Here is a 24477-nt window from a genome sequence, read left to right on the forward strand (position 1 = left end):
AATTTGTTAATTAAATGTTTAATTTTTCTGTCATTGTACTGTAATAGCGCTATCTTTTAATAGCGTTAATCCTTTAAATACAGCAATGAGATAAAAATGAAAAAAATATTAACATCGGCAATTATATTACTTACAAGTATCAACCAAGCACATGCATTTAGCCAAGAAACCCATAAGCGGATTGTTATTGACGCTGTAAGTTATATGGAGCAAAACCCACAATCAACGCAATATGCGGCGCTGTCGCAATATGCTTTACAAAATAAAATGTCAGTTTCACAGCTGGCTGAGCTACTAGGGCAAGCAGCCTATGATGTTGATGATTTTGAAGATACTTTTTTATGTGGTGCCATTACGGGCTCTTGTGTCCAAGCTCCTCTTTGGGGCGCGGCTGAAAGCATTGTAAAATATACTAGCTATTGGCACTTTCAAAACCATACGCAAGGCGCTGATCAGCATGGTAATGATTTTGGCGGCTATAACTACGACAAACTCACTGTATGGGGCACCATTGATAGCTTAGCTGCGGCTTGGTTAAAAGGGGACTATTTAGATGATGGAAAGGGAAGAGAAACAGGCTGGTTTAATGCTGACTCTTCAAAATATAATAGTTATGACATTACCGAAGCTCATTACCGAATTGATAGTCAATCAAACTATAATATGTATGATGATTTTGAAAAAATTCCTTTTCAACCAATCGATAACTTAGGCCAATACTGGTTTCAAAGCTATTTAGACAGTGGTAATCCACAAGTACTGGGGTTTGTATTTCATACAACTGATTTACTTCAGCCGCATCACACATGGACAACTTCAGATTTAAATCACTCTAGCTGGGAAGGCTGGGTAAAGGATTATTATGATCAAGAACAACTCAATGATCCTAGCTTAATACGTCAAGCAATAAATACCTTTTCACCGTTAGATGAAGCCTCAACGGATGTACGTCCATTGCTAACCCAAGGCGGTTCTTTTTCGTACGCTCAAGGAGGTATTGTGCTTAATTCGAAAGATCATTACGATCGTGTCGATACCGCTAAACAAGTTATCCCTCATGCTATTGCAATGGTTGTACATTTATTAAATCATGCCATGGTTGCCCGCTAATGAGGTATTTCGTCTACCTATTTGTAGTAATGTTTGGGCTGCTTTACAGCAGCCAAGCATTTACGAGTGTTGAAAAGTACACACCCGCTGAAATACAGTTGATGCATCAAATATATCAACAGCAAAATAGTGACATTAGTCTTTCGCAAACACGTTATCGTTTATACGAGAACCAATTTTTGCTAAGTGAAGCACAGCGCCTAATGCCCGACAAGGTAGCGCGTTTGTCTGATGTAGGTTTTACCACCGGTTACCATGTAGAGCGCTACCTAAATAACCTTTTTATAAAGCAACTACATTTACCACCGACCATCGAAGCTTCTAATAATGTTAAACATTTTACGGCCAGCTGGCTTACGAACACATTAGGTGAATATCCTGCGAATGGACAATATTCTGAAACGCAAAAAAACACATTAAATTTAGTAAAACTTGAACATTTTGCGTTTCCTGCAATGTCTGTTTATGACTTCATTAAACCACTTTCTATGCAAATACGGTTTAGGTTGCATCAAGGCGATAACCAGTTATTTCAAGCAGAAATAGCTAAAAAGCATCAATATTTTATAAATTTAGAAAAAGCGACCAACGCATTTAAAGCAAAAGATATCAACATTGATAATTTAATAAGCATTGCTCAAGGTGACATATTGCGTCCTTCGATTCAAAGCTGGCTTGGCGTAAAAGACATGATGCATGGACAAAGCCCGATACTCGAACAATTAGAAAAACAAGTTTCTGAACAACAAATAAATCAGTATTACCAAGCAAATAAAAGTCGCTTCAAATATTTATATCAAATAACAGCCCAAGGTGCTGAATTTAAAAATAGAACTGACGCGGTTAAATTTAAGAATGAAGTGGCAAAGAGTACTTTCAAAGCGGCTTTAAGAGCGGCTAATATGAATGATATTTATAGTAAATTTGATAATAATATCAATCGAGGGCATAAAAAAGAGTGGGTAGTACAACTTGCATTTACTCAAAATGAAAATGAGCTTTCTGAAGTCATTCGTTCGCCAGCGGGATTATGGGTTGTGGTGTTAACTAATGACTATGAATATAGATATTTTGCAGCAACGGGCCAAACAGTTCGCTATCAAGCGATTAAATCTGTGGCGTTACAAAATGCTCATCAGCAATACCAGCAAAAGTGGGCTGCGTGGCACACACAAAATGAGATTAAGTTATGAAAATAAAGCTCACGGCACTCATCACAATATCTTTAGCCATTACCTTCATATACTATTTCTCTGGCTCCACCGAGCAGAAAAAAATGGTACTAGCGACTAAACAACCAACAGGTGAGCGACCTATAATAAAGCAAGCTGTACACACCGTAAAAAAAATTGAAGATGTACATCCTTCAAATATTAAAAAAAGCACCTTGGATGGGCATATTCAACAGGTAATTACTGAACCGAATTACTTACCCCCACTAAATAAAAGTAAACTAAGCAGTGTTCAATACAAGGGAGATTTAGACGATCATAAAGCCTACCAACAATTTCAACAAGAGAAGCAGCACGCACTAGAAAGTAGCTTTATCAGTGCTGTTAATACCAAAGTTACAACGTTAGAAAGCTTAATTACTAAAGGGCGTAAACAAGGGATGAAGCAAGAGCAGCTTCAAGAAGCGATTGATAAAATCGCTCTGCTGAAAAAAACACAACAGAGTTTACTTAACCAAGATTAAGAGGGCGTTGTAGATTTAAATTCAATTGCATAAAAAAGCCGTCTCAAGTGAGACGGCTAAATAATCAAGGGAAACTAAGGTTAAACAGGGTTTATTTATCTTCGATTAAATGACCTTGCCCTATCTCTATTTTACGAGGTTTAAGTGCTTCTGGTATTTCACGCTGAAGCTCTATAGTAAGCAAACCGTTAGCTAGGTCGGCACCAAGCACTTTTACATGGTCGCCAAGCTGAAACTTACGTTCAAAGTTGCGCTCTGCGATACCTTGATGAATAAATTTACGCTCTTTGTCATCTTTATTGGCTTTAATACCAGCCACTTTCAATGTGTTGTTTTCTGACTCAATGGTCAATTCGTTATCACTAAAACCAGCAACGGCCATAGTAATTCTGTATCTGTCTTTATCGAGAGCTTCAATGTTATAAGGAGGAAAACTTGGCTGCTTGTCTGTACTTGCCGCCGCGTCCATAAGTGATGCTAAATGTTCGAAGCCGATGAATGAACGATAAAGTGGTGATAAGTCTACTGTACGCATAATAATATCCTCATATTTAAGCGATATTTTGCAAGTGCTTTTCCGTAGAACAAGCGCTAGCAAATATTATTTAATAATATAAATTTCAATTGTTTAAGTTTAATTTAGGACCCATCAGGCGCCCTACTAAACTATATATGGACGGTAAAAATGTTTTCAAGTAAAAAAATTAAATAATTTAAAAAATAAAAGACACGTATAATAAATACGTGTCTTAATAAACTATTCAGTCAACGTGCCACGAATGGGGTAATCGTTTTCGCGAATAAACTTAATTCCCGAGAGTAAATCGTTTAAATCGGGTCTTGAGAATGGCGCATTTGATTTATCAACTATCTGAATTTGATCCTGCTCGTTAACAATAAAAATTGCCGGCTCTGCAAATGGATGATCGGTTTCATTTTCATTACGCGGCTCACTAATATACAAGCCAAGATCTGTCATCTGCACGAGCGAAAGACTACTGTACAATGGAAAATTCACTTCTAAATCTTTTAGGTGTTCCGTCAGTTGTTCGTGGCTATCGCCACTAACAGCCGCAAGCTCAACACCGGCATCAATAAATTGGCCTTTCATTTTCGCTAATGCATTAAGTTGTTTAGTACACAATGGACAGTGCTTACCACGATAAATAACAATCATTTTCCATGATAAATCTGTTTGTCTAACTGTAATATCAGCCTGCTTATTATCACTGTCTTTAACAACAAGTGCTGGTATTTTCATCGCTGGTTGTAGGTCGTTACTCATAATCATATTCTCCTTTGTAAAAGTTAAATATTGTTATTGCTTGCTAAGTAGAGCTTAGGGTTAAACTTATTAATTCAAGCATTAAAATGTAATCAATCTTATTTAACTGAGGAGGAACGCATGAAAATACGATGTAGTGCGTTTATAAATATAAGCTTGCCAATATTAGTCTTTCATTTAGTAAGTACTTTTCAAGAACGCAATTTACTTCAAACGAATGATGTACCAGCGCCCTATTTTAATTTACCACTTTTAAACCAACCGACTGAAAGAATAAGCATTACACAATTTAAAGGCAAAACCACTACTGTCTACTTTTTGCGCGCCATGGTGCACAATTTGTCGTTACAGCATGCCGAATTTAGAAGCTGTACTAGAGAGTTCTAATATTAATGCAATTGGTATTGCGCTTGATTATAGAAACCCACAGGAAGTAGTTGATTTTGTATCAGATCTTAACTTAACAATGCCAATTCTATTAGGTGATCGCCATACTCAAAGCAATTATAAAATAAGCGCGTTTCCAACTTATTATATCATCAACGAACAGTTACACATCACCGCACGCTCAATGGGGTATTCAAGTGAACTTGGCATAAAAATAAATGCTTTATAAACCACGAAACATTTTGTAACAGCTCCCTACATTTAGGTACATTTTCACAACATTTTTCTAAGCATTTATACGATTTTTAGCTCTATCATACGTGGCAATCACATTTGTTCACAACCATGGAAGAGACATGATAGCCAACCAACTGCACACACTTTTTCGTTTAACACCGCTTGCCCTTTGCTTGCCACTTTTAGCACAGGCAAATACTAATACATCAACAAATAAAGACACAATGGAACATATAGACGTTGTCTATAAACGCAGCAGTATCACCAGTGAAATAACAGAAAACACCGAAAAATTAGTCACTATGCCCGGCGCAATGGGCGACCCGCTACGTGCTGTTTTTGCATTACCAGGTGTAGTTGCTGCGGGTGGCTCAATGAGTGAGCCAGCTGTACGTGGTTCATCACCTGATGACAACCTATTTGAAGTTGACTTTATGCCTGCAGGCTATATCTTTCATGATTTTGGCAGCTCTATTTTTAATCGTTATTTAATTCAAGATTTCCAGCTTTACTCTGCAGGCTACGGTTCCAGCTATAGCAATGCCACTGGTGCCGTATTTGACGTAACACTGCGTAACCCAAAGTACCAACCGATTACAACCACACTGGATTTTACAATGTTTAATGCCGGTGTCTTTATGGAAGGACAGTTAACAGAAAACACCGCATTTTATTTATCAGGGCGAAAAAGTACCTTACCCCTATTTTTCTCAAAGGGTGAAGAGCTTAAAGATGACGATGGAGAGCTCAGTGGTGTCACCATCAACGATGCGCCTGATGATCATGACTATCAAGGAAAGTGGATTTGGGACATCAATGATAAAAATGCACTTACGGTATCATTTACAGGCGCTAAAGATTCAGTTGCAGCAGGTTTTAATCAGCGTGCCGAATTATCACTAAAAAATCCAGAGTATCAAGGCGATGCTGATTTCATTCGCGAATTTACCAGCCAAAGTATTTTGTGGGATCACTTCAATAAAGACTTTAGTTTACGGTTAGGTATTGGTGCACTCGATCATTCAGGGCGATTAGAATACGGTAAACGCGCCACCTCAAGTGATGGTTTCTTTGAAGAAGAACAAGAAAAACAAATCACCTATAAAGGACGCGTAAATTGGCGTATAAACAAAACTCAGCAACTCGTGTTTGATGCTGCTTATTTTGATAACGACACAACTTACAGTTACGATGGGTTTCAGTATCTTTGCACTGAGCTGGACCCTGATTGTGATTTAAATAAAGGCGAACGCATCACGGGTAAAGACAGCTTGGCCCTAGACAAGTACTTTATTGGAGCTAGCCACATTTGGAATATTAATGACCAATGGCAAAGTGAAGTGGGTGTGCAGTATCAAAGCAATGATTACACCGATGAAGATTTTGTAATGCCACGCCTTGCGCTTACCTACTTTATTAATGAGCGTAACAGTATTAATGCCAAATATGGCCACTATAACCGCATGCAAGATGTTGACTACATATTACCAGAGCACGGTAACCCTAATTTACGTTCGCAAACCTCAAAACACAGCAGCCTAGGTTTTGCTCAGGAACTTGCGGGGGATTGGACATGGTCTATTGAGGGATATTACAAAACCATGGATGATTTACCATTGGCATTAAATAATTATCCTGATGCAGCAACACTTTACAGCAACGATGTCACAGGGCGTGCATACGGTGTTGATTTATTAATTAATAAAAATAAAACCGATAAATGGTATGGCTGGCTCGCTATAAGCTATGCAAAAAGTGAGCGTACTGATCAGCGCCAAAACATAACCCGAGACTATTACGCTGACACCCCTTTAGTAGTAAACATAGTATTTAATTACCAAATCAGTGAAAAGTGGCAAGGTGGCTTTAACTTTACAGCACGCAGTGGCCAAACTTACACCCCTATTATTGGTGTAAAAGAAAACCCTGAATTTGAAGGCCGCTTTTTGCCCGAGTACGGTGACCCTTTCTCAAAACGTTTTGATGTATATCATCGTATTGATTTACGCTTTGAGCGAAAAACGGACTTCTGGGGCCTAGATGGTGTGTTAATTTTAGAATTAATGAACGCCTACGGCCAAGCAAACACCAGCAACATAGATTTAGATTATCAAAAAATTACCTCAACCAATAACTTGATCATTAAAGAAAGTGAAGATGACTTTGAAATGCGCCCTTCTATTGGTTTTAGCTTAACCTTTTAACCTAGCACAAGTGAGCCACTCAATAATATTGAATGGCTCACTTGTAACTGCTCTAATCATAAAAATAGAACAACACAATCGGTTTTTTACGCTTTAAAATATTTTTTAATCATTTAAACTGAAAAAAATCAACTAAAGGAGAGCGTTATGCTTACTGTAATTTTTGGCCGAGAAGGTTGTCCATTTTGTGTACGTGCAAAAGACGTAGCAGAACAACTAGCAAATGAACGCGATGATTTTAAATTTCGTTATATCGATATTATAAAAGAAGGGATAAGCAAAGTTGATTTAGAAAAGTCAGCGGGTAAACCTTGCCCTACCGTACCACAAATTTTTGTAGACCAAAATCACATTGGCGGGTTTACCGAATTTGAAGCATATGCAAAAGAAAGCTTAGGTTTGTACAAATAAGTTCTGTATTAAATATGTTAACCAGTTTCATAAAGCCTATATTGAACTGGTTAAATTTCGACCACTTTCAAATACATATAAATTAGTTTCAATTTATACAAGCATTTGCCTCGCTAATCCTATATAATGCGCGCCTCTTTAAATTCGTTGAGGCGTATTAATGTCAGAACCAGTCACGTTTGAATCTCTAAATCTTTCTCCTGCAATTTTGAAGGCAGTTGAAGAGTTGGGTTACAAGACACCATCTGAAATCCAAGCTCAATGTATACCGTTATTGCTAGAAAGAAAGGACGTACTGGGACTAGCTCAAACGGGTACAGGTAAAACCGCAGCATTTGCACTGCCATTACTTAATAATATTGACCCGTCTGTGAAGCAGCCACAGATCCTTGTACTCACACCAACACGTGAGCTTGCGATCCAAGTAGCTGAGGCATTCGAACAATATGCTAAACATGTTCGTGGTATTGAAGTATTGGCACTATATGGTGGCCAAAGCTACAGTATCCAATTAAGCGCACTTCGTCGTGGCGCTCAGGTTATTGTTGCAACTCCAGGTCGTTTAATCGATCACATTAACCGTGGCACAATCAAGTTTGATGCTCTACAAGCGCTTGTACTTGATGAAGCCGATGAAATGTTACGTATGGGCTTTATCGATGATGTAGAAAGCATCATGGAAAAAACACCGCGCGAAAAGCAAACATGTCTTTTCTCTGCGACTATGCCTAAGCAAATTCAAAACATCAGCAGCAAATATATGAACAATCCTGAACAGGTTCATATTTCTGCGCGTAACTCAACAGTATCATCTGTTGAGCAAGTATTTTGGAATGCAAGCGTACATAAAAATAAAGCAATTGTTCGTTTCTTAGAAGCTGAGCAATATGAAGGTGCTATTGTTTTCGTTCGTACACGTAACGATACTGTACAACTTGCTGAATTATTAGAGCGCGAAGGTTTCTCGGCGGCTCCACTTAACGGTGACATGAACCAGCAAGCACGTGAACGCACTGTAGATCGTTTAAAAAGTGGCATGCTAAACATTGTTATTGCAACAGATGTAGCGGCACGTGGTCTAGATGTTGACCGTTTAAGCTTAGTTATCAACTACGATATTCCACAAGATTCTGAAGCCTACGTTCACCGTATCGGCCGTACAGGTCGTGCTGGTCGTACTGGTAAAGCAATTTTATTCGTAAAACATAACGAACGTTATTTACTTAAAAATATCATTCGTCATACGAAGTCTGAAATTGCACAAGTTGAATTACCAACTGCAAAAATTGTTGAAGAAAAACGTATCGAAGCGTTACAAGCAAAATTAACTATTGCGCTTGAAAACAAAGACATTACATTCTTCAATGATGTAGCTACTAACATGGCTGAAAAACTTGACCTTCCTCTTGAAAGCTTAGCGGGTGCGTTACTGTGTTTAGCACAGCAACAGTCGCCAATTAAAGTTGAAGAAGTTAAGATTCAACCTCGTGAACGTAACGAGCGTAACGACCGCAACCCACGTAATGACCGCAACGATCGTGGTGACCGTGGACGTCGTAACGAGCGTGGCGGCGAACGTGGTGGTGAACGCGCTGAGCGTAAACCTCGCGAACGTAACAGCCGTGATGCAGGCCCTATGGATACGTACCGTATCGAAGTAGGTCGTGAACATGGTGTTCAAGTTAAAAACATTGTTGGCGCTATCGCTAACGAAGCTGACATCTCAAGCAAGTTTATTGGTGATATTCGTCTGCACGATAATCACAGTACGGTTCAATTACCGCAAAACATGCCTAAAGATGTACTTGATCATTTCCAAAAAGTGTTTATTTGTAAACGTCCTATGGGCTTAACAATCACACAAGATCAAGGCCCTGCTGAACCACGCGGCGAACGCTCTGAGCGTCCAGCTGGTGATAAACGCAGCTTTAACAAAGACGACAGTGCACGCGGTGATAAGCGCAGCGGTCCTCGTAAAGAACGTCGCCCAGTAAGCTTCACAGCTAAATAGCAACAACTCTTTAATAAAAAAACCTTGCCACGAAAGTGACAAGGTTTTTTGTTTTTAAGCTGCTGTTACAGTGAAAACAAGGTAAACTTTCGCGTCAATTCAATAGCGGCTTGAGATAGTTTTATTAGCTTACTTAATGCCTATAAATATATTTTCTTTCATCTTAAAACAACAAAAATTCTGTAAACTAGACAAAGGCTATAATTCACGGACGAATTAAAAATTGAAAAAGATTTACGACAACTTGCTCCTTCTAGCAATAATACTCCCCATTTTATTATGCATTACTATTCCTATTTTAATGGACTTTACAGATCCGCCATTCATCTCAAATGAACTATACGACGTTGTTTTCTTTATAGCCCTCCCTGTTATCTGTTGTGCACTATTTATTTATTTAAATATTCTTATATTCAATAAATATAAACGCTGCAGTAAATATAGAGAATCACTTAAATACAATTTTTCAGATACTAAAATGAAATTGGCATCCATTTTCATGTACCCGTTATCCCCTTTATTAATCTATGGAATACTCTATATTTTTATCTCTGATCCTATTAAATTATGGGCTTACTACACGCAAGGCGACTATTGGTATAAAGAATATATCCTGACCAATGTACAAGAGTGTGGCACTGAGTATGAAGATAGTTGTACTCGTTTATACTTCAAAGACCCTAAAACGAATAAAATTCATGATTTTAGATGGTATGACGATAAGTCTACAATAATGAGCAACAAAAACGATTATATGTATATTGTCGGTGAGGCCAGCTTGTTTGGCTATATAGTGAGAGATTTAGAAAGGTAACTTATTTTTACATTACAGGGCGTTTATTTAAAAACCTCACCAAATGAGTGAGGTTCATAAATCAAGATTTAGGTTAAGGCGCTACTGCCGGATACACATAGCTGGCATCAAGACCTAGCGGGATACCGAGTGCCCAGTAGCCTAGCAAGAAGATACTCCAGCCAATCATAAAGGCGATTGAATACGGTAGCATCAGCGCAATGAGCGTGCCTATGCCAGTGCCTTTGACATACTTTTGACAATACACAACAACAAGCGGAAAGTAAGGCATAAGTGGTGTAATGATATTAGAGCTTGAGTCTCCGACTCTGTAAGCCGCCTGGGTTAAATCTGGCGAGATCCCCAATTGCATCAGCATTGGCACAAATACGGGACCAAGTAATGCCCATTTAGCTGAGCTTGAACCGACAAACAAGTTAACAAAGCCTGTTAAAAAGATGATACCTACTACAGTGACTGCGCTCGGTAGCTCCATTGCTTTTAAAAGCTGTGCGCCTTCGATTGCCAGTAATGCACCTAAGTTTGATTTACTAAAAGCGGCAATAAATAACGAACAAAAGAACGCCATTACAATATAATACGCCATGCCGCTCATCGCTTTGCTCATAGCATCGATCATATCTTTGGTACTTTTAAATGTGCCGACTGTAAAGCCATATACAGCACCTGGGATCCAAAAGAGTAAAAAGATTAACGGAACAATTGATTGCATTAAAGGGGAGCTAAAATTGGTAAGCGATCCATCACTGCTACGCATTGCAGAATCTGCGGGGGCTGAAACAAACGCTAATAATGCAAGGCCTGCGATCATCACGCTACTTGCAATAAAAAAGGCGCGCTTTTCATCACTGCGTGCATCTTCAAATACAGGTAAGTCTTCTTCTGTGCCATCAACTTTTGTTTTTTGTAGGCGTGGTTCGATAATTTTATCGGTGATATACCAGCCTACTAATACGATAAATAAACTTGACGCTGAGGCAAATGCCCAGTTATTAAGCGGATTAATAGACATAGCAGGGTTAATAATTTGCGCTGCACTTTGCGTAAAGCTTTGCAGTAATGGATCAATTCCCGATGGAATAAAGTTAGCACCAAAACCACCACTTACACCCGCAAATGCCGCTGCAATACCTGCAAGTGGATGACGCCCTGCGGCATAGAAAATCACGCCCGCTAATGGGATAACCAATACATAACCTGCATCGGTTGCCGTGTGACTAACAATGGCCACTAAAATGATCGAAGGCGTTAATAACTTTTTAGGTGTTACTTTTAACATCAGTTTTAAGCCGGTATTAATAAAGCCAGAATGTTCGGCAACGCCCACACCAAGCATAGCCACTAACACTACGCCTAAAGGAGCAAACCCTGTAAAGGTTTTTACCATTGATGATAAAAAGGTCGCTAATGAGTCACTTGCCAGCATGTTATTAATTATAATGGCTTCGCCTGTACGGGGATCAATTGCGTCAAAACTTACGCCTGAAAACCACCACGATAAAAACCAGATCAATAACATAGCAAATAAAAATATAATTGCCGGGTCTGGAAGCTTATTCCCTATTCTTTCAACAAAATTTAAAAAACGCGCGACTAGCCCCGAAGGTAAGGCGTCCTGATTATTATTCATATTTGATTACTCATTAAAATTTATTTTAACAACAGTATCGCATTAAAACGCAACAGTAAATTAACATAACAATCTATTTTAGGGCCTTTAAAAGCAAAAAACACGACAGCGCTGAGCTAATCGTGTTTTTCTTTTATCGGTTTTGTTAAGCGAGTGCTTTTACTTCTTCCCACAAGCGTACAACTAATGCCTTGTCTTCCTCGTTAAGCTCACCATTGCGATACGCTTTAACTAAGCTTTGCTCTACAGTTTCGTTTAGCTCATCAATACTAATTGTGAGTTTTTCTACTTCGGCATAGCCTACAGCAAGATCAAAGTGGCCTCGTAAATAACCGCCTGCAAATAACTCATCGTCGGTTGCTTTTATTACTAAGTCATCGAAGTACTGCTGAGCTGCATCGATATAGTTCACTAAACTCATTTATTAATCTCCTGGTTTTGCAAAGCATCCATTTCTTCAAGATGTTGGTGCCCTACTGCATACATAATATGATCGTTAAATCCGGTGGTTACTTTTATATAACCCGTTAATGTGTCATCAAGTTCGCCGTCGCCCGTATCGCAAATAAGCGGACGCCCATTTAGCGCCTGTAGTTTTGTTTTTGTTGCGACTACAATAATATTTTCTTTGCCTATTGCGCGTATAAGCGCAGGGCTCAATTGCTGATTACCACGGCCGAATATATGCCCTTGCCCGCCAATGAGCGTAATAACTAACTTAGTACTTTGCTGGTGAGTATATTGCAGTAATTGCGCAGCCGTTAAATCTTGGGCAACTAAGGTTTGATCTTTAATTAAATCCACGCCAAGCAACGTATTCTCAAGTCCCATTTCCTCCATTATCGCCTCAACCGTTGAGCCGCTACCCATAATGTAAAATGTGTCTTCATCCATTTGTGATACAACATGCGCAGCAATGTCGGCAAGCACGAGCTCGTCGGTTTCTTTACCGCCATTTTTAACCGCTTGCATATAACGTACTTCACTTGGGGTTTGCATTTCGCCGTAGCGCTTTGCTTTTACTGTGCCTTGTCTAAAGGCATCTTCATCGATATCCATTACATCGGCATCAGCTAAAGTAACTAACTCACCTTTAACCAGCATTTCGACTACGCGCCCTGCAGCTTTTGGTGTAATAGCGTACACACCAGAGTGGATTTTGCAGCCTGCGGGAATGCCAAGTACAGGCACAGTGTCTTCTATTGCATGGCAAATATTACGTGCTGTACCGTCACCTCCGGCAAATAAAACTAAATCAACACCACAGTCTTTAAGTACTTTTGCTGCTTGTTCTGTGTCATCTGGGGTTGTTATTGCAGAAGTGTTGTACACAACCTCTGCATTAAAGCCTAAGGCTTTGGCTGCTTTCTCACCCATGTCACCGTTAACAGTGTAAATAGTCAGGCGCTCTTTATAAGGTAATAGCACTTCAAGCGCTGCTTTTGTGCGGCTATTGGCTTTTGGCTCTGCGCCTAGCTCAATAGCTCTGGCAGCAGTTTGTGCGCCATCACTGCCTTTTAAAGCAACCGTGCCACCTAAACCCGCGACTGGATTTACAATTAAGCCTAATTTAAACGCCATTACAAAGCTCCTTTGGGTATTGCCAATTAAATTGCTGTGCAGTTAATGGCCACGGTGTGTTGTAAAAATGAGAGAGCGCTTTTAAAAGTGACTCCGTACGAGAGTTAAAACCGTTTTTAATCAAGGTAAGCACTCGTTGATGCACGCGCTGCTGAAAATCAAACCGACACGTTTGTTCGCCGTTTAAGTTATCTACCGACACATTAAAATTAAACCCTGCTGCGGTACTTAATAACCACTCGATGGCTTGGGGCTTTACTTCAACGTTTTCAAAATCAGCTTGTTGTTGTTTATCACGCCCATCGGGGCAATACCAATAGCCGTAATCCTCTGATAAACGCCGTTCATTACCCGCCACCAGCCAGTGTGCAATTTCATGCAATGCACTGGCGTAAAAACCATGGGCAAATACGACTTGGTGATAGAGCACATAATCTGTTGCCGGTAAATACACAGGCTCGCTGTCGCCTTTTATCAACCGAGTATTATAAGTTTGATAAAAAGTGCGTTCAAAAATTGAAATTAGATCAGCTATTTGATGCATAAAATTAGGCTAACTCGTCTCGGTTACAGCGCTACATAGCGCACTAAAAACGAGACGAATTGTACGGGCTTTTACAACTAAAGTAAAAATAAGGCGTGATAGTAAAATATGAGTAGGCTAACCATTCACTTTATTGATATTTTTAATAATACCTAAACAGTAAAGAGTCTTTGCAAGCGCTTTATGCTCTGTTTTTTCACTGACAGTTTTATTGGCTGCATTTGCTAACATATCGTATCGTTTACGAAGAGTAAGTATATATCTGGCATGCTTACGGCATCCAAAACAATGAGTACAGTGCGAATCGACCCAAAACCCAAGTACCTCAAACCAATACTGCTGCTCTTGAGCAAAAAAAATAAATGCCCTAGAGCAAGCCCCGCACTGCACCTCAATATCAACATAGAGTGTTCGGGGGTAAATGGCATAATTTTGCTTTTCTATATCTGCCAATATTACCGTATTAGGAAAATATTTAAGGTTTGAGTAATGCCAGTGTGCTCGCTCAATCGCTTCTACCGCCATTGAAATATTGGTAACTATGGGCTTATTACCATACCTAGGGTGATCAAGGTACATACATTTACCTGTTATAAGTTAATAGCTTACATTTTTAAAAGCGAACTAAATAAAAGTAAGCCAATGCGAAATATACGATACATAATTGTTATCTATAAGTAATTTATACACTTAAATAACTGAGCTTTCATTACCGTGCGCTTTTAACTGCTTAGCTATATGCTTTTTTAATAAATGCGTGTTTCGTGTATTTGCTTTAAAAAACGCATCAAAAATATCACCAAAAAATGGCACTAAACCGCCCACAAAGTCTATAAGCATATTGATAATCATCTTAGTCTTTATACGTTTACTCACACCGAAACGCTGCGCTTCGATAAGCACATAGCTTGATAAAATTAGCCCTGCGGCATCACCTATAACAGGGATTAAACCAATTACAGCTTCCAAACCTATATTAAATTTAGTAAAAGGAATGCCGATGCTGCTATCTGTAAAGTGAGAAAACTTTTCTAAACGTTTAATAGCTGTTTCATATTCATAATGTACGACTGAAGGTTGATTGTTTATTCGCATAATAACTGTCTTGTCATTTTTAAAGTTAATACTAATCATTGTAAGGTCTGACTAACTAATTAAATAGCTCAATAAATAAAACCTCAACAGTATTAGCACTTGAAAAAGTTATACTATACACATAAAGTTCAGTTTAGAATCTAGTACAAAAAAACCTTAATATTAATTCACCACTCCGTGAAAATAGGTATTCTCTACTTAACATGTATATTCTTGTCGGTTAAAATTCAGAAAGTTACGCAAGGATTACCTATGAGTAACTCAAGTTTGAGCTTCAACTTCGACTCGTGATCTTGTTTATTATTGCATGTGTCATTATTTTCCCAGCCATTAGTCAAGGAGAAGATATGTTTAGCTGGTTCAGAAAGAAAAAAGAAGTATTTTTAAGCCCTGAAGTCAATGGTGTTGTTACAGAAAATGGCACACCAATTGCCAATTTAGAAATAATACGATCACTAATCTATATAGATGAAAAAGTCCGCAGAGATATAGCAACTACCGATGAAGATGGGCGCTTTCATTTTCCTAAAAAAACTATTCTTTCCTCAATACCAAATAAGCTAATAGTTGAAAACCGTGTTTCGCAAGAAATCTTTATTGAAAGCGAAAGCACTTTAATTCCATTATGGGTTGCAAATCAATCATCAATTATAGAAATTCCCGAGTATAGTCAAAAATTAGCATTCCTAGAGTGTGAATTAACTAATAAACGCGTTACTTTTGAATTTAAAAAAAATAATAACGAACATTTAAATTATGTAGCATCGAGTATTTGTCGTTGGAAAACAGACTATATGCCATTTTGGTTATATGACGGAGATAGAGAATATAAAATTAATAATGGTGATTTTAACAACTTAACTGAGCGCAACATCAAGGAAGATTAACATGGAAAAAGTCCAAGCAGTATTACTGCCAAGCATTGCAGCGAGTGCCGCAGCAAGGGTTTACGATATTAGAAGCTCAACAAGTTTTAGCGGTATTTTCCACCCAACATTTAGAGACAACTTCAAAATCACCAACAACCAAATAAAAGGCGTTAGTGGCGGTTTAATTAACCAACCCGCACCACAGGTTTCGCTTTAACTGCAGAAGGTGCATTACCACAATTTAAAGGCCAACTTATTATTGGTATACGTAGTACCGTAATACTTCCTGTGCTGATTGGTTCAAAGATCTAAAAGAAAACCGTAAAAACTTAGAAATACACTCAGGATTTAATAAACTTTTACTAGCTTGAAGTTCAGCTAATTTTTTGTTCAAGCCAAAAGACTAAGTCATATCTAACTCTTGTTTTTAAATAATATTAAAATGTTACAGTTTTTTGAACACTACCCTTTACACTGTCTTTAATCTCAATTAATATTTAGTAAAAATATGCAAGGATTGCTTATGAATATATCTAGCTATAACCCTCGATTCATTATCTTATTTATTCTTGCTTGTCTTATTATTTTCCCAGCCATTAGCCAAGGAGAAGATATGTTTAGCTGGTTCAGAAAGAAAAAAGAAGTATTTTTAAGCCCTGAAGTCAATGGTATTGTTACAGAAAATGGCGCACCAATTGCCAACTTAGAAATAATACGATCATTAATGTATTTAGATGAGATTGACCGTCGTGACACTGCAATTACCGATGAAGATGGGCGCTTTCATTTTCCAAAAAAAACAATTTTTTCCTCAATTCCGAATAAACTTATCGTTGAAAACCGTATTTCCCAAGAAATTTTTATCCGAAATGATGATAATAAAATTGAGCTCTGGAGTGCTAATCAGTCTGGTATTAAAGAAATACCTGAATATACCAACAAATTAGCATTCATAAATTGCGAAGTAACAAATAAATTAGTCAGGTTTGAGTTCAAAAATTACAATAATGAGCATTTAAATAGAATAGCCTCCAGTATTTGTAGATGGGAAGATGACTATATACCAACACATATCATAGAGAACGGAGAGATAAAGTACAAAATACATGATGGAGATTTCAATAAGATTACAGAGCTTTTTACAGGGAAGGAGGTTGAGTTATGAATAATAAGTTGTCACCCAACACAGCTGCGAGCGTTGCCGCAAGAGTATATGATATAAGAAAAAGTAACAGTTATAAAAGAGAGTTTAACATAGATTTTATTGAAAACTTTAAAATCACCAACAACCAAATTAAAGGTGTTAGCGGTGGCTTAATCAATCAACTGCTAAACCGCACGACAGGTTTCGCTTTGACTGCAGAAGGTGCATCACAACAATTTAAAGGCCACCATATTATTGGTATACGTGGCACCGTTTTTACCTCCTGCGCCGACTGGCTAACAAACTTAAATGTAGCCATTACCCACGGCCCTAAAAATTTAGAAGTGCATTCTGGCTTTGAGAAAGCCTTTACCAGCATGAAGCCGATGTTTGAAAGTTATGTCAAGCAGCATAAACCTAAGTGTTTGCACCTTGTTGGTCATAGCTTAGGTGGTGCTATAGCACAGCTCACTGCAATTTGGGCAAGTGAGCAAGGTATTCCCACTAATTTATATACGTTTGGTGCGCCTAGGGTTGTATTAAACCAGTTTGTTCATTCTGCAGCGTACAATATAGGCCAGTACCGCGTAACGCACGGCGCAGATCCGGTACCCTGCGTACCAGCTTGGCCATTTAGTCATACTTCAAGCGAATATCAGACAGCGATGAATGAAGGATCTTTTTTTAGTATTGGTGCACACTCGATGGAAGAAAATACACCAGGTTATGTTAATACTGTGGCTGCTTATAAAGACTACGCAAGCATGGAAAGCTCAATAAAGCCTCTTCACTACAATCACACTGTGTTAAAGTATGAGCAGCGCTTTAATGTTACGTTTTCAGCTGCCTGCCAACGAATAATTACCAATGGCTTAATTACCTTTTTAAAGAAAACAGGACAATACGCCTTTATCTCTGCACAGGCAGGTGTAGCTGTTGGGTTAACTTTTTATGATATTTTAGCCCGCTGCCTATTTGAATCAGTGGTTAAATTTGTAGAGCTTACAGAGGAGTTAAAGGGATTAATTGGGCACATGCTCGCGTTTGTTGGTAAAGCGACATATGAAGTCAAAGAGCTTACAGCTCAATTTATCCGTTGGGTATTAGGTTTAATGGTCAAAAAGCTATACTTGGTGGCAAAACATGCCATTGACCGTATTTAAGCTTATTGTTAAATTTTCTCCAATCAAAAACGCGGCAAAATCAGAGCCGCGTTTTGAGTTTTATATTTCTTACTAAATCAAACCAAGTTAATCAATCGAGCCTTTAATTGGCCCGTGCTGATGATTTACATGTGGATTTTGACCGCGTTGACGCAGTAAATGGTCCATTAATGTAATAGCCATCATTGCCTCAGCAATCGGGATTGCACGAATGCCCACACACGGATCATGACGACCTTTGGTGATCATCTCTACCGCTTCGTTGCTCGTATTAATACTGTTGCCAGGAATAGTAATGCTCGAGGTTGGTTTAAGCGCAATAGAAGCAATAATATCTTGCCCTGTCGAAATCCCCGCAAGTACACCACCGGCGTGGTTTGATGTAAAACCTTCAGGGGTTAACTCATCACGATGCTCAGAGCCTTTTTGCTCAACCACATCAAAGCCATCACCAATTTCCACGCCTTTAACTGCGTTAATACTCATTAAGGAGTGTGCAAGTTCGGCGTCAAGGCGGTCAAATACGGGCTCACCTAGACCTACCGGTACGTTGCTTGCCACTACTTTTACTTTAGCGCCAACTGAGTCACCTTGCTTTTTAAGGTCGCGCATATATTCGTCAAGCGCTTCAAGCTTACTTGCATCAGGGAAGAAGAATAAGTTATTTTCAACTTCATCCCAATCAAACGTTTCAGCCTTAATAGGACCTAGCTGGCTTAAGCATGCTTTAACTTCAATACCATGAAATTGCTTTAAATATTTTTTAGCGATAGCCCCTGCTGCGACTCGGATTGCGGTTTCGCGTGCAGATGAACGCCCACCACCGCGATAGTCGCGCAAGCCGTACTTATGCCAATACGTGTAATCGCCATGACCTGGGCGAAATACATCTTTAATTTTGCCGTAATCTTGCGAACGTTGATCGGTGTTTTCAATTAATAAACCAATGCTAGTACCTGTGGTTTTACCTTCAAAAACGCCTGCTAATATTTTTATTTGATCGCTTTCACGGCGCTGCGTTGTATAACGGCTTTGGCCTGGTTTTCGGCGATCTAAATCAATTTGTAAGTCGGCCTCTGTGATTTCAAGACCTGCGGGAGTACCATCAACAACGCCGCCTAATGCAACGCCGTGGCTCTCACCAAAGGTGGACACTTTAAATAACTGTCCAATGCTATTACCTGCCATTAACTTTCCTCATTCCTAATGACTACCAATAGCCAAGCACAGGGCTTGGCTATTCATTTTTTACTTATTTTGCAAAATACTCATCTAGCTGCTTTTTACTAATTACAAATACACCTAAGCCGCCTTGTTCGAATTCAATCCATTCGAACGGCGCATCCGGATACAGTGCGTCCATATGTACCATAGAGTTACCAACCTCTACAAATAACAAACCGTTATCAGTTAGATGCTCACTCGCTTCGCTTAATATAGTACGCGTTACGTCTAAACCATCGTGGCCTGATGCAAGGCCAAGCTCTGGCTCATGATGAAACTCGCGTGGCAAGTCAGCCATATCTTCTGCATCAACATACGGTGGGTTTGCTACTATTAGGTCGTATTTTTGACCTGGTACACCGCTAAATACATCAGACTGAATAGGTAACACGCGCTCAGTTAACATGTAGTCGTTAATGTTAATGTCTGTTACTTCAAGCGCTTCATACGATATATCTACCGCATCAACTTGTGCTTGCTCAAAGGCTTGTGCAAGTGCGATTGCGATACAACCCGACCCCGTACATAAATCTAATATGCGGTTAACCGATTGTGGTTCTTCAAGCCAAGGTGTAAAGCGGTTACTGATAAGTTCAGCAAACGGTGAGCGAGGAATAAGTACACGCTCATCTACATAAAATGGCATACCTGCAAACCATGCAATGTTTGTTAAGTAAGGTACTGGTGTGCAGTCATTAATGCGCTCTGCGATAAGGCCCGCAAGTCGGTTTTTTTCTGTACTTGTTAAACGTGCATGCATTAATTCTTTTGGCGCATCAACGGGCAAGCTAAGCGCAGGCAGTAATAAGCTTACAGCTTCATCCCATGCGTTATCTGTACCGTGACCAAAAAATATACTACTACTTGCAAATTGGCTTGTAGTCCAACGTAACCAGTCATGTAAAGTTGACAGTTCTGCAACGGCTTCTTCGAGTGTTGCTTCTTCTATTTGTAAATCGCTCATATATTTTACCTGTATTAGCTTACTGACTGTTTTGAGTCTTTAAGACGATTGCATTGCCTATCTGCGCTGGGCAAATTACAATTGCCCCTCATTTAAGTATTGTACCGCCTTTTGCGCTGCGTTTTTACGTTTTTTTGTTTAGGTAAAAAGTTATGAAAAAAGACATTCCATCCCATTCGTCCCTAAGCAATGACGACATAAGCTTATTTCGTCAAACGATCACAGGCGCTAAAGTATTTAAACAAGATACTCATCGTTTTGATACAAAACCTAAGGTGTCACAAGCTAAGCAATTTGCCCAGCAAAAAAAGCAGGCTCAGTCTGAATTTTTTTTCTCAGACGTTTATATTCCCGATATAGATACCCACGGCACGGTCAAATATGTAAAACCAGGTCAAGATACCTTCCTAGCTAAACAGCTTCGCCGTGGTGACTTTGCACCCGATTTGACCCTAGATTTACATGGTTTAAATAAAGAACTTGCTAAAGATGAACTCGCAGGGCTCATTCACGAGTGCAAAAAGCAGCATTACTATTGTGCATGTGTAGTACATGGTATTGGCGGCGGCGTACTAAAGCACAAAGTGCCTCAGTATTTAGTACAACACCCCGATGTAATAGCCATGCATCAAGCACCTCTTGAATATGGCGGCAGAGGCGCTGTACTTATTTTAATTAATTTACCGCAAAGTGATGAATTTAGACGTTAATTTATCTATGACTAAGGCGTAACTGCGTGCACATTTTATCGATTATTTTTCCGCTCATCTTTATTGTCGTACTGGGTTATAGCTGTTGCCGATTAAAGTTTTTTGAACAGCAGCATATTGCTGGCCTGAGTAAATTTACGTTTTACGTTAGTTTGCCCGCTTTTTTACTGCTAAATATGTCGCAAATTAATTTACAACAAAGTATTAGCCTCTTTGCATTTTTAAGTTTTTATATTCCAGTACTGAGTATATTTGGTGTTGGCATTTTAATTGATCGCTTCTATTTAAATAAAAAACACAAAAAAAACTATCAACAACATGGTGTATTTGGGCTTGCCTCAAGCTACTCAAACATGGTGTTAGTGGGTATCCCTATTGTTATTGCATCGTTTGGTAAAGAAATGATAGCCATCGCGTTTATGATCATCACTTTTCATAGCACATTGTTGTTTGCACTTACGTTTTTAATTGGCGCTAAAGGCAGCAGCAAATTTTCGTGGTCAAAATTTGCTAAAAACATGGTATTAAACCCTATTGTATTGAGTATTAGTTGTGGGCTTATTTTAAATATAGTGGGGATCACTTTATTTGAAGATGTCGCTAATAGCCTTACGTTATTAGCGTCGCCTGCGATTGCTTGTGCGCTATTTGTACTTGGTGCAAATTTAGCATTTTATAAAGTAGCGGCAAACTGGCAACCGGCCCTCATTGCATCAATCTTAAAAATAGTCCTATTACCAGCATTGGTGCTATTGGTGGGCACTTATGTATTTAAGCTAGACACGCAAATACTTAATGTATTGGTACTTTTAAGTGCATCGCCTGTTGGCGTAAATGCTTATCTTATTGCGAGTCAAATAAAACAACATGAAGCCACACTTGCTGGCGCTGTTGTACTGTCGACTATTTTAAGTGTTGCTAGTTTTACATTTTGGCTGGCTATATTATTGTAATCGAAAATAAAACCATGTTTTCCTCTTTTAAAAATGGGTTAAAGCGACTTAACCATCATTCCAAATTTATAACTTGAACGGGATAAAATATAATAATTTTTCCTTATCAGCTTCACACAAAAGTCCCCATAACAAAAACAAAAACAAAAAAGAATCAATTGAAATAAAAACGTTTACAAAATGTTAATTTCATATGAACCATTCTTATGTCCTTATTAACTCCTAAAAACTACAAATAAAGAAACCCATACAAAACTTCAAGGTTACGCCTTTGAAGTGTATACCTTCAGTGGAGCCGCAAAGGATGCATTACGAAATTTTTGGCGCAATTTATACAAACAAAATAAATCATATGAATGAGTTATATATTTTCTATGAAGAATACAAAGTTGAAGTACTTGCTAGGCTGCCCTTTTTTTTATCTGAACTAGTAGAGCCATACACTGCTAATGAGTTCTACGATTTTATAGAGAAGCATGGTGGGAAAAAAATTTACTTAGGTAAGCATAAGTCAAAATTAGAAATAAGTTTAGAGATAAATTTAACTGAATCTCATTACTGCAGACTTTGCTCTCTTGCTGATTCGTCTGGTTATATTGAAATTCCTAATAGGTGGGGCATCTTTAGCTTGCTTAGAAAAATAGCGTATGAAAATTCAATAAAAAACGGCATGGCAAACGATGAGCTAATCAGGGTGTTTGGTATTAGTCAGCGCACAATATCGACAGCAAGAAAAAAGATGGCCATTTCAAAACAATCATAAGATCAGCTCTTATTAACTTATCTTCTTTTAATACCTATAACTGACGTAACAAAGTCACTACGGAATATTAAAGATGATTAAATTTAGATCGCTTATACATGAACTTCATTCAAGCATTAAGCAAGCCGCTAATGAGGTTGAAGCTCAAGGTATAAAACACATTAATAAATTTTTTGAGATTGTAGAAATACCCACTGAAAATGTAACAGACCTTGATGATGAGTCAATTCAAAAAGTTAAAACATTTATCGATAGTGATGATACAGAAGCAGCGCTTAGCATTCTCAAAAACCACAATGAAAAATTAGCTTCTAATAATCAAGTTCGGCGTGTGCTCAAACCTAAAACAATGCAAATGGCCTTTCCTGATAAAGACCATAATGGGCCTAAGATCAGCTATGTTGATGTACCAATTATAACGCTAACACCAATCAGCTCACAAAAAATACAAGAGGTTAGCATTAAAGCAAACTTAGAAGTTACTGCTAACGACCAAAATGAATTATTTGTCGCATTTCCAAAACAAGCTCAAGGAGGCATTTTTTCTAAATCGCAAGAAAGAAACACCTCTAATGTGGAAATCGAAATAAAACTTCAAGGAGGTGAAACTCCTGAAGGCCTTCAAAAACTTATTGAAGGTTACGAGCGTTCACTTAGAGCGCAAATCCCTGGATAGAAAACTAACATTAGAAAAAGGATACTATAATGGAAAATTCACTAGTAAGTATGGCTCAACAATTTTCTGGTCTACCAATGAAGTCTTTAATTGGTGCTCCTTTAAATGCAGCAGCTGATGCCAATGCAAACATGGCAATTACGCAAACGCAGTTTTTATTAGAAACGTGTTTTCAACCAATCGATGATAAAGATAAGGAAGGAGGTGTACGTAGACCTATTATGGTCAAGCTTGAAATTACTCGCCCTGTTATTAATCAAGATACAGGTGAGCCATCAACTCCTGCAACTTCGACTTTAAATTTACCCATTTTGACTATTTTACCTCTAAACTCACTTGCCGTTAAAAATGTTGATGTTAATTTTGAAATGGAAGTGAAAAGCTCTTATTCACACGACACTGAAAAATCAAATAGTGATAGTACAGAGACTAGCGGTAGCTTTGAAGCTGGTTTCAGCTATATGGGATTTTCTGCCAAAGTGGAAGGCTCGGTTAAATCAACTAGTCAGTCATCGTCCTCTGATAAAGAGCACTATGAAAAGTCAAATTCAGCTAAATACACCGTAGCAGTTAATGCTGGGCAGTTACCACTTCCTGAAGGGGTAACAACAATAATCCAAGCGTATACGGCAGCTATTCAGCCTATAATGATCAAAAATCCTAAAAATGAGGATACAAAACCTGGATAACAACTTATAAGCGCCTTTTAATAAAGGCGCTATTTAAAACATGTAGGAACTACGATGAATTTAACAAATACCATTAACTGTCCTCACTGTCAGCATTCTAAAATTATTATTAGTATTGAAGCCTTATGTGCAGGAGAAAAGTTTTGCTGCCAATTATGTAATACTGTAATTAGCTTAGCGGCAGAAGACAGAGTGCAAGTAAAATCCGCCAGTGAAAAATTACAATCTAGCTCTGCAATAGGAAGCTGTAATAGCGATTATGCTAAGTTTAGTTAATGTTGAGCGCATTATCATATGGGTTATTTTAACCCTCCACA

General features: G+C 38.5%; 28 protein-coding genes. 18 read left to right on the plus strand and 10 right to left on the minus strand.

Annotated elements, in window-relative coordinates; translation table 11 throughout:
- Window positions 1–96 precede the first annotated feature (96 nt).
- Genes PALI_RS09750 through PALI_RS09760 form a run of 3 tightly spaced genes read left to right on the plus strand, consistent with a single transcriptional unit; the run spans window position 97 to window position 2806 of the window.
- The gene (locus PALI_RS09750; protein ID WP_182701277.1) at window positions 97–1110 is read left to right on the plus strand and encodes a phospholipase C/P1 nuclease family protein; all 1014 of its coding nucleotides are present in this window, start codon (window positions 97–99) and stop codon (window positions 1108–1110) included.
- Window positions 1110–2303 (plus strand): peptidyl-prolyl cis-trans isomerase, encoded by a 1194-nt coding sequence (locus PALI_RS09755; protein WP_226894531.1) that lies wholly within the window; start codon window positions 1110–1112, stop codon window positions 2301–2303. The genes PALI_RS09750 and PALI_RS09755 overlap by 1 nt, the downstream gene beginning before the upstream one ends.
- On the plus strand, window positions 2300–2806 hold the full coding sequence (locus PALI_RS09760) for a hypothetical protein (RefSeq protein WP_226894532.1): 507 nt from the start codon (window positions 2300–2302) through the stop codon (window positions 2804–2806). The genes PALI_RS09755 and PALI_RS09760 overlap by 4 nt, the downstream gene beginning before the upstream one ends.
- Window positions 2807–2897: 91 nt before the next feature.
- On the opposite strand, the gene PALI_RS09765 is transcribed toward PALI_RS09760, so the two are convergent.
- Together PALI_RS09765 and PALI_RS09770 are read right to left on the minus strand one after the other, a co-directional pair.
- Window positions 2898–3341: an Hsp20 family protein gene (locus PALI_RS09765; protein WP_182701275.1), complete on the minus strand. Its 444-nt coding sequence runs from the start codon at window positions 3339–3341 to the stop codon at window positions 2898–2900.
- A 222-nt stretch (window positions 3342–3563) separates the two neighbouring features.
- The gene (locus PALI_RS09770; RefSeq protein ID WP_193155709.1) at window positions 3564–4091 is read right to left on the minus strand and encodes a redoxin domain-containing protein; all 528 of its coding nucleotides are present in this window, start codon (window positions 4089–4091) and stop codon (window positions 3564–3566) included.
- A gap of 337 nt (window positions 4092–4428) precedes the next feature.
- Between PALI_RS09770 and PALI_RS20120 the strand changes: the two genes are divergently transcribed.
- The 5 genes from PALI_RS20120 (at window position 4429) to PALI_RS20125 (ending at window position 10155) form a co-directional block, all read left to right on the plus strand.
- Window positions 4429–4707, plus strand: a complete 279-nt coding sequence (locus PALI_RS20120) for a TlpA disulfide reductase family protein (protein WP_264299771.1) — start codon at window positions 4429–4431, stop codon at window positions 4705–4707.
- A gap of 127 nt (window positions 4708–4834) precedes the next feature.
- Window positions 4835–6919 carry a TonB-dependent receptor plug domain-containing protein gene (locus PALI_RS09780; RefSeq protein ID WP_226894533.1) on the plus strand — a complete coding sequence of 695 codons (2085 nt, stop codon included), beginning with the start codon at window positions 4835–4837 and terminating at the stop codon, window positions 6917–6919.
- Between the two features lie 147 nt (window positions 6920–7066).
- Entirely contained in the window at window positions 7067–7330 is a 264-nt protein-coding gene (locus PALI_RS09785; RefSeq protein WP_193155710.1) for a GrxA family glutaredoxin, read from the plus strand.
- A gap of 160 nt (window positions 7331–7490) precedes the next feature.
- Window positions 7491–9341, plus strand: a complete 1851-nt coding sequence (locus PALI_RS09790) for a DEAD/DEAH box helicase (protein WP_138585193.1) — start codon at window positions 7491–7493, stop codon at window positions 9339–9341.
- Window positions 9342–9819: 478 nt separating this feature from the next.
- Window positions 9820–10155 carry a hypothetical protein gene (locus PALI_RS20125; RefSeq protein ID WP_226894534.1) on the plus strand — a complete coding sequence of 112 codons (336 nt, stop codon included), beginning with the start codon at window positions 9820–9822 and terminating at the stop codon, window positions 10153–10155.
- Window positions 10156–10228: 73 nt separating this feature from the next.
- Here PALI_RS20125 and PALI_RS09800 read toward each other — a convergent pair whose 3' ends face one another.
- The 6 genes from PALI_RS09800 to PALI_RS09825 all read right to left on the minus strand — a co-directional run bounded on the left by PALI_RS09800 (window position 10229) and on the right by PALI_RS09825 (window position 15005).
- On the minus strand, window positions 10229–11785 hold the full coding sequence (locus PALI_RS09800) for an AbgT family transporter (protein ID WP_138586260.1): 1557 nt from the start codon (window positions 11783–11785) through the stop codon (window positions 10229–10231).
- 145 nt (window positions 11786–11930) lie between these two features.
- Window positions 11931–12206: a YfcL family protein gene (locus tag PALI_RS09805; RefSeq protein WP_077538508.1), complete on the minus strand. Its 276-nt coding sequence runs from the start codon at window positions 12204–12206 to the stop codon at window positions 11931–11933.
- On the minus strand, window positions 12203–13366 hold the full coding sequence (locus tag PALI_RS09810) for an ATP-NAD kinase family protein (RefSeq protein WP_193155712.1): 1164 nt from the start codon (window positions 13364–13366) through the stop codon (window positions 12203–12205). The genes PALI_RS09805 and PALI_RS09810 overlap by 4 nt, the downstream gene beginning before the upstream one ends.
- Window positions 13356–13910, minus strand: a complete 555-nt coding sequence (locus tag PALI_RS09815; RefSeq protein WP_193155713.1) for an elongation factor P hydroxylase — start codon at window positions 13908–13910, stop codon at window positions 13356–13358. The genes PALI_RS09810 and PALI_RS09815 overlap by 11 nt, the downstream gene beginning before the upstream one ends.
- A 117-nt stretch (window positions 13911–14027) precedes the next feature.
- A complete protein-coding gene (locus PALI_RS09820; protein ID WP_193155714.1) occupies window positions 14028–14489 on the minus strand; it encodes a zinc-ribbon domain containing protein in 462 nt (153 codons plus the stop codon).
- A 111-nt stretch (window positions 14490–14600) separates the two neighbouring features.
- Window positions 14601–15005: a DUF4112 domain-containing protein gene (locus PALI_RS09825; protein WP_193155916.1), complete on the minus strand. Its 405-nt coding sequence runs from the start codon at window positions 15003–15005 to the stop codon at window positions 14601–14603.
- A 347-nt stretch (window positions 15006–15352) separates the two neighbouring features.
- Here PALI_RS09825 and PALI_RS09830 point away from each other — a divergent pair, with 347 nt between their 5' ends.
- From PALI_RS09830 to PALI_RS09845, 4 genes are all read left to right on the plus strand, one after another.
- Window positions 15353–15892, plus strand: coding sequence for a carboxypeptidase-like regulatory domain-containing protein (locus tag PALI_RS09830; protein ID WP_226894535.1), 540 nt, complete (start codon window positions 15353–15355; stop codon window positions 15890–15892).
- A 1-nt stretch (window position 15893) separates the two neighbouring features.
- Window positions 15894–16091 (plus strand): hypothetical protein, encoded by a 198-nt coding sequence (locus PALI_RS09835; RefSeq protein ID WP_193155716.1) that lies wholly within the window; start codon window positions 15894–15896, stop codon window positions 16089–16091.
- A 306-nt stretch (window positions 16092–16397) separates the two neighbouring features.
- Entirely contained in the window at window positions 16398–17039 is a 642-nt protein-coding gene (locus tag PALI_RS09840; protein WP_193155717.1) for a DUF6795 domain-containing protein, read from the plus strand.
- Window positions 17036–18181 (plus strand): lipase family protein, encoded by a 1146-nt coding sequence (locus tag PALI_RS09845; protein ID WP_193155718.1) that lies wholly within the window; start codon window positions 17036–17038, stop codon window positions 18179–18181. Before PALI_RS09840 ends, PALI_RS09845 begins: the two co-directional genes overlap by 4 nt.
- Window positions 18182–18268: 87 nt before the next feature.
- Here PALI_RS09845 and aroC read toward each other — a convergent pair whose 3' ends face one another.
- Window positions 18269–19369, minus strand: a complete 1101-nt coding sequence (gene aroC, locus PALI_RS09850; protein ID WP_193155719.1) for a chorismate synthase — start codon at window positions 19367–19369, stop codon at window positions 18269–18271.
- Between the two features lie 64 nt (window positions 19370–19433).
- Window positions 19434–20369 carry a 50S ribosomal protein L3 N(5)-glutamine methyltransferase gene (prmB, locus tag PALI_RS09855; protein ID WP_182701261.1) on the minus strand — a complete coding sequence of 312 codons (936 nt, stop codon included), beginning with the start codon at window positions 20367–20369 and terminating at the stop codon, window positions 19434–19436.
- Window positions 20370–20521: 152 nt separating this feature from the next.
- Between prmB and smrB the strand changes: the two genes are divergently transcribed.
- The 6 genes from smrB (at window position 20522) to PALI_RS09885 (ending at window position 24436) form a co-directional block, all read left to right on the plus strand.
- The gene (gene smrB / locus PALI_RS09860) at window positions 20522–21079 is read left to right on the plus strand and encodes an endonuclease SmrB (protein WP_138586251.1); all 558 of its coding nucleotides are present in this window, start codon (window positions 20522–20524) and stop codon (window positions 21077–21079) included.
- 26 nt (window positions 21080–21105) lie between these two features.
- Window positions 21106–22032, plus strand: a complete 927-nt coding sequence (locus PALI_RS09865; RefSeq protein WP_193155720.1) for an AEC family transporter — start codon at window positions 21106–21108, stop codon at window positions 22030–22032.
- 304 nt (window positions 22033–22336) lie between these two features.
- Entirely contained in the window at window positions 22337–22795 is a 459-nt protein-coding gene (locus tag PALI_RS09870; RefSeq protein ID WP_138586249.1) for a hypothetical protein, read from the plus strand.
- Between the two features lie 73 nt (window positions 22796–22868).
- Window positions 22869–23471, plus strand: a complete 603-nt coding sequence (locus PALI_RS09875; RefSeq protein ID WP_138586248.1) for a DUF2589 domain-containing protein — start codon at window positions 22869–22871, stop codon at window positions 23469–23471.
- A 29-nt stretch (window positions 23472–23500) separates the two neighbouring features.
- Entirely contained in the window at window positions 23501–24160 is a 660-nt protein-coding gene (locus PALI_RS09880; RefSeq protein WP_138586247.1) for a DUF2589 domain-containing protein, read from the plus strand.
- A 54-nt stretch (window positions 24161–24214) separates the two neighbouring features.
- A complete protein-coding gene (locus PALI_RS09885) occupies window positions 24215–24436 on the plus strand; it encodes a hypothetical protein (RefSeq protein WP_138586246.1) in 222 nt (73 codons plus the stop codon).
- Window positions 24437–24477: the final 41 nt, after the last annotated feature.

Origin of the sequence: Pseudoalteromonas aliena SW19 (assembly GCF_014905615.1) — a bacterium.
Lineage (GTDB): Bacteria > Pseudomonadota > Gammaproteobacteria > Enterobacterales > Alteromonadaceae > Pseudoalteromonas > Pseudoalteromonas aliena.

What these genes read in the sequence shown, in the direction of transcription:
- PALI_RS09750 (WP_182701277.1), top strand. Translation starts at nt 97, where the DNA reads ATGAAAAAAATATTAACATCGGCAATTATATTACTTACAAGTATCAAC.
- PALI_RS09840 (WP_193155717.1), top strand. Translation starts at nt 16,398, where the DNA reads ATGAATATATCTAGCTATAACCCTCGATTCATTATCTTATTTATTCTT.
- PALI_RS09770 (WP_193155709.1), bottom strand. Translation starts at nt 4,091, where the DNA reads ATGAGTAACGACCTACAACCAGCGATGAAAATACCAGCACTTGTTGTT.
- PALI_RS09765 (WP_182701275.1), bottom strand. Translation starts at nt 3,341, where the DNA reads ATGCGTACAGTAGACTTATCACCACTTTATCGTTCATTCATCGGCTTC.
- PALI_RS09835 (WP_193155716.1), top strand. Translation starts at nt 15,894, where the DNA reads ATGGAAAAAGTCCAAGCAGTATTACTGCCAAGCATTGCAGCGAGTGCC.
- PALI_RS09820 (WP_193155714.1), bottom strand. Translation starts at nt 14,489, where the DNA reads ATGTACCTTGATCACCCTAGGTATGGTAATAAGCCCATAGTTACCAAT.
- PALI_RS09810 (WP_193155712.1), bottom strand. Translation starts at nt 13,366, where the DNA reads ATGGCGTTTAAATTAGGCTTAATTGTAAATCCAGTCGCGGGTTTAGGT.
- PALI_RS09845 (WP_193155718.1), top strand. Translation starts at nt 17,036, where the DNA reads ATGAATAATAAGTTGTCACCCAACACAGCTGCGAGCGTTGCCGCAAGA.
- PALI_RS09880 (WP_138586247.1), top strand. Translation starts at nt 23,501, where the DNA reads ATGGAAAATTCACTAGTAAGTATGGCTCAACAATTTTCTGGTCTACCA.
- aroC (WP_193155719.1), bottom strand. Translation starts at nt 19,369, where the DNA reads ATGGCAGGTAATAGCATTGGACAGTTATTTAAAGTGTCCACCTTTGGT.
- PALI_RS09800 (WP_138586260.1), bottom strand. Translation starts at nt 11,785, where the DNA reads ATGAATAATAATCAGGACGCCTTACCTTCGGGGCTAGTCGCGCGTTTT.
- PALI_RS09790 (WP_138585193.1), top strand. Translation starts at nt 7,491, where the DNA reads ATGTCAGAACCAGTCACGTTTGAATCTCTAAATCTTTCTCCTGCAATT.
- PALI_RS09755 (WP_226894531.1), top strand. Translation starts at nt 1,110, where the DNA reads ATGAGGTATTTCGTCTACCTATTTGTAGTAATGTTTGGGCTGCTTTAC.
- PALI_RS09875 (WP_138586248.1), top strand. Translation starts at nt 22,869, where the DNA reads ATGATTAAATTTAGATCGCTTATACATGAACTTCATTCAAGCATTAAG.
- PALI_RS09825 (WP_193155916.1), bottom strand. Translation starts at nt 15,005, where the DNA reads ATGCGAATAAACAATCAACCTTCAGTCGTACATTATGAATATGAAACA.
- PALI_RS09780 (WP_226894533.1), top strand. Translation starts at nt 4,835, where the DNA reads ATGATAGCCAACCAACTGCACACACTTTTTCGTTTAACACCGCTTGCC.
- PALI_RS09785 (WP_193155710.1), top strand. Translation starts at nt 7,067, where the DNA reads ATGCTTACTGTAATTTTTGGCCGAGAAGGTTGTCCATTTTGTGTACGT.
- PALI_RS20125 (WP_226894534.1), top strand. Translation starts at nt 9,820, where the DNA reads ATGAAATTGGCATCCATTTTCATGTACCCGTTATCCCCTTTATTAATC.
- smrB (WP_138586251.1), top strand. Translation starts at nt 20,522, where the DNA reads ATGAAAAAAGACATTCCATCCCATTCGTCCCTAAGCAATGACGACATA.
- PALI_RS09760 (WP_226894532.1), top strand. Translation starts at nt 2,300, where the DNA reads ATGAAAATAAAGCTCACGGCACTCATCACAATATCTTTAGCCATTACC.
- PALI_RS09815 (WP_193155713.1), bottom strand. Translation starts at nt 13,910, where the DNA reads ATGCATCAAATAGCTGATCTAATTTCAATTTTTGAACGCACTTTTTAT.
- PALI_RS09870 (WP_138586249.1), top strand. Translation starts at nt 22,337, where the DNA reads ATGCATTACGAAATTTTTGGCGCAATTTATACAAACAAAATAAATCAT.
- PALI_RS09885 (WP_138586246.1), top strand. Translation starts at nt 24,215, where the DNA reads ATGAATTTAACAAATACCATTAACTGTCCTCACTGTCAGCATTCTAAA.
- PALI_RS09830 (WP_226894535.1), top strand. Translation starts at nt 15,353, where the DNA reads ATGTTTAGCTGGTTCAGAAAGAAAAAAGAAGTATTTTTAAGCCCTGAA.
- prmB (WP_182701261.1), bottom strand. Translation starts at nt 20,369, where the DNA reads ATGAGCGATTTACAAATAGAAGAAGCAACACTCGAAGAAGCCGTTGCA.
- PALI_RS09805 (WP_077538508.1), bottom strand. Translation starts at nt 12,206, where the DNA reads ATGAGTTTAGTGAACTATATCGATGCAGCTCAGCAGTACTTCGATGAC.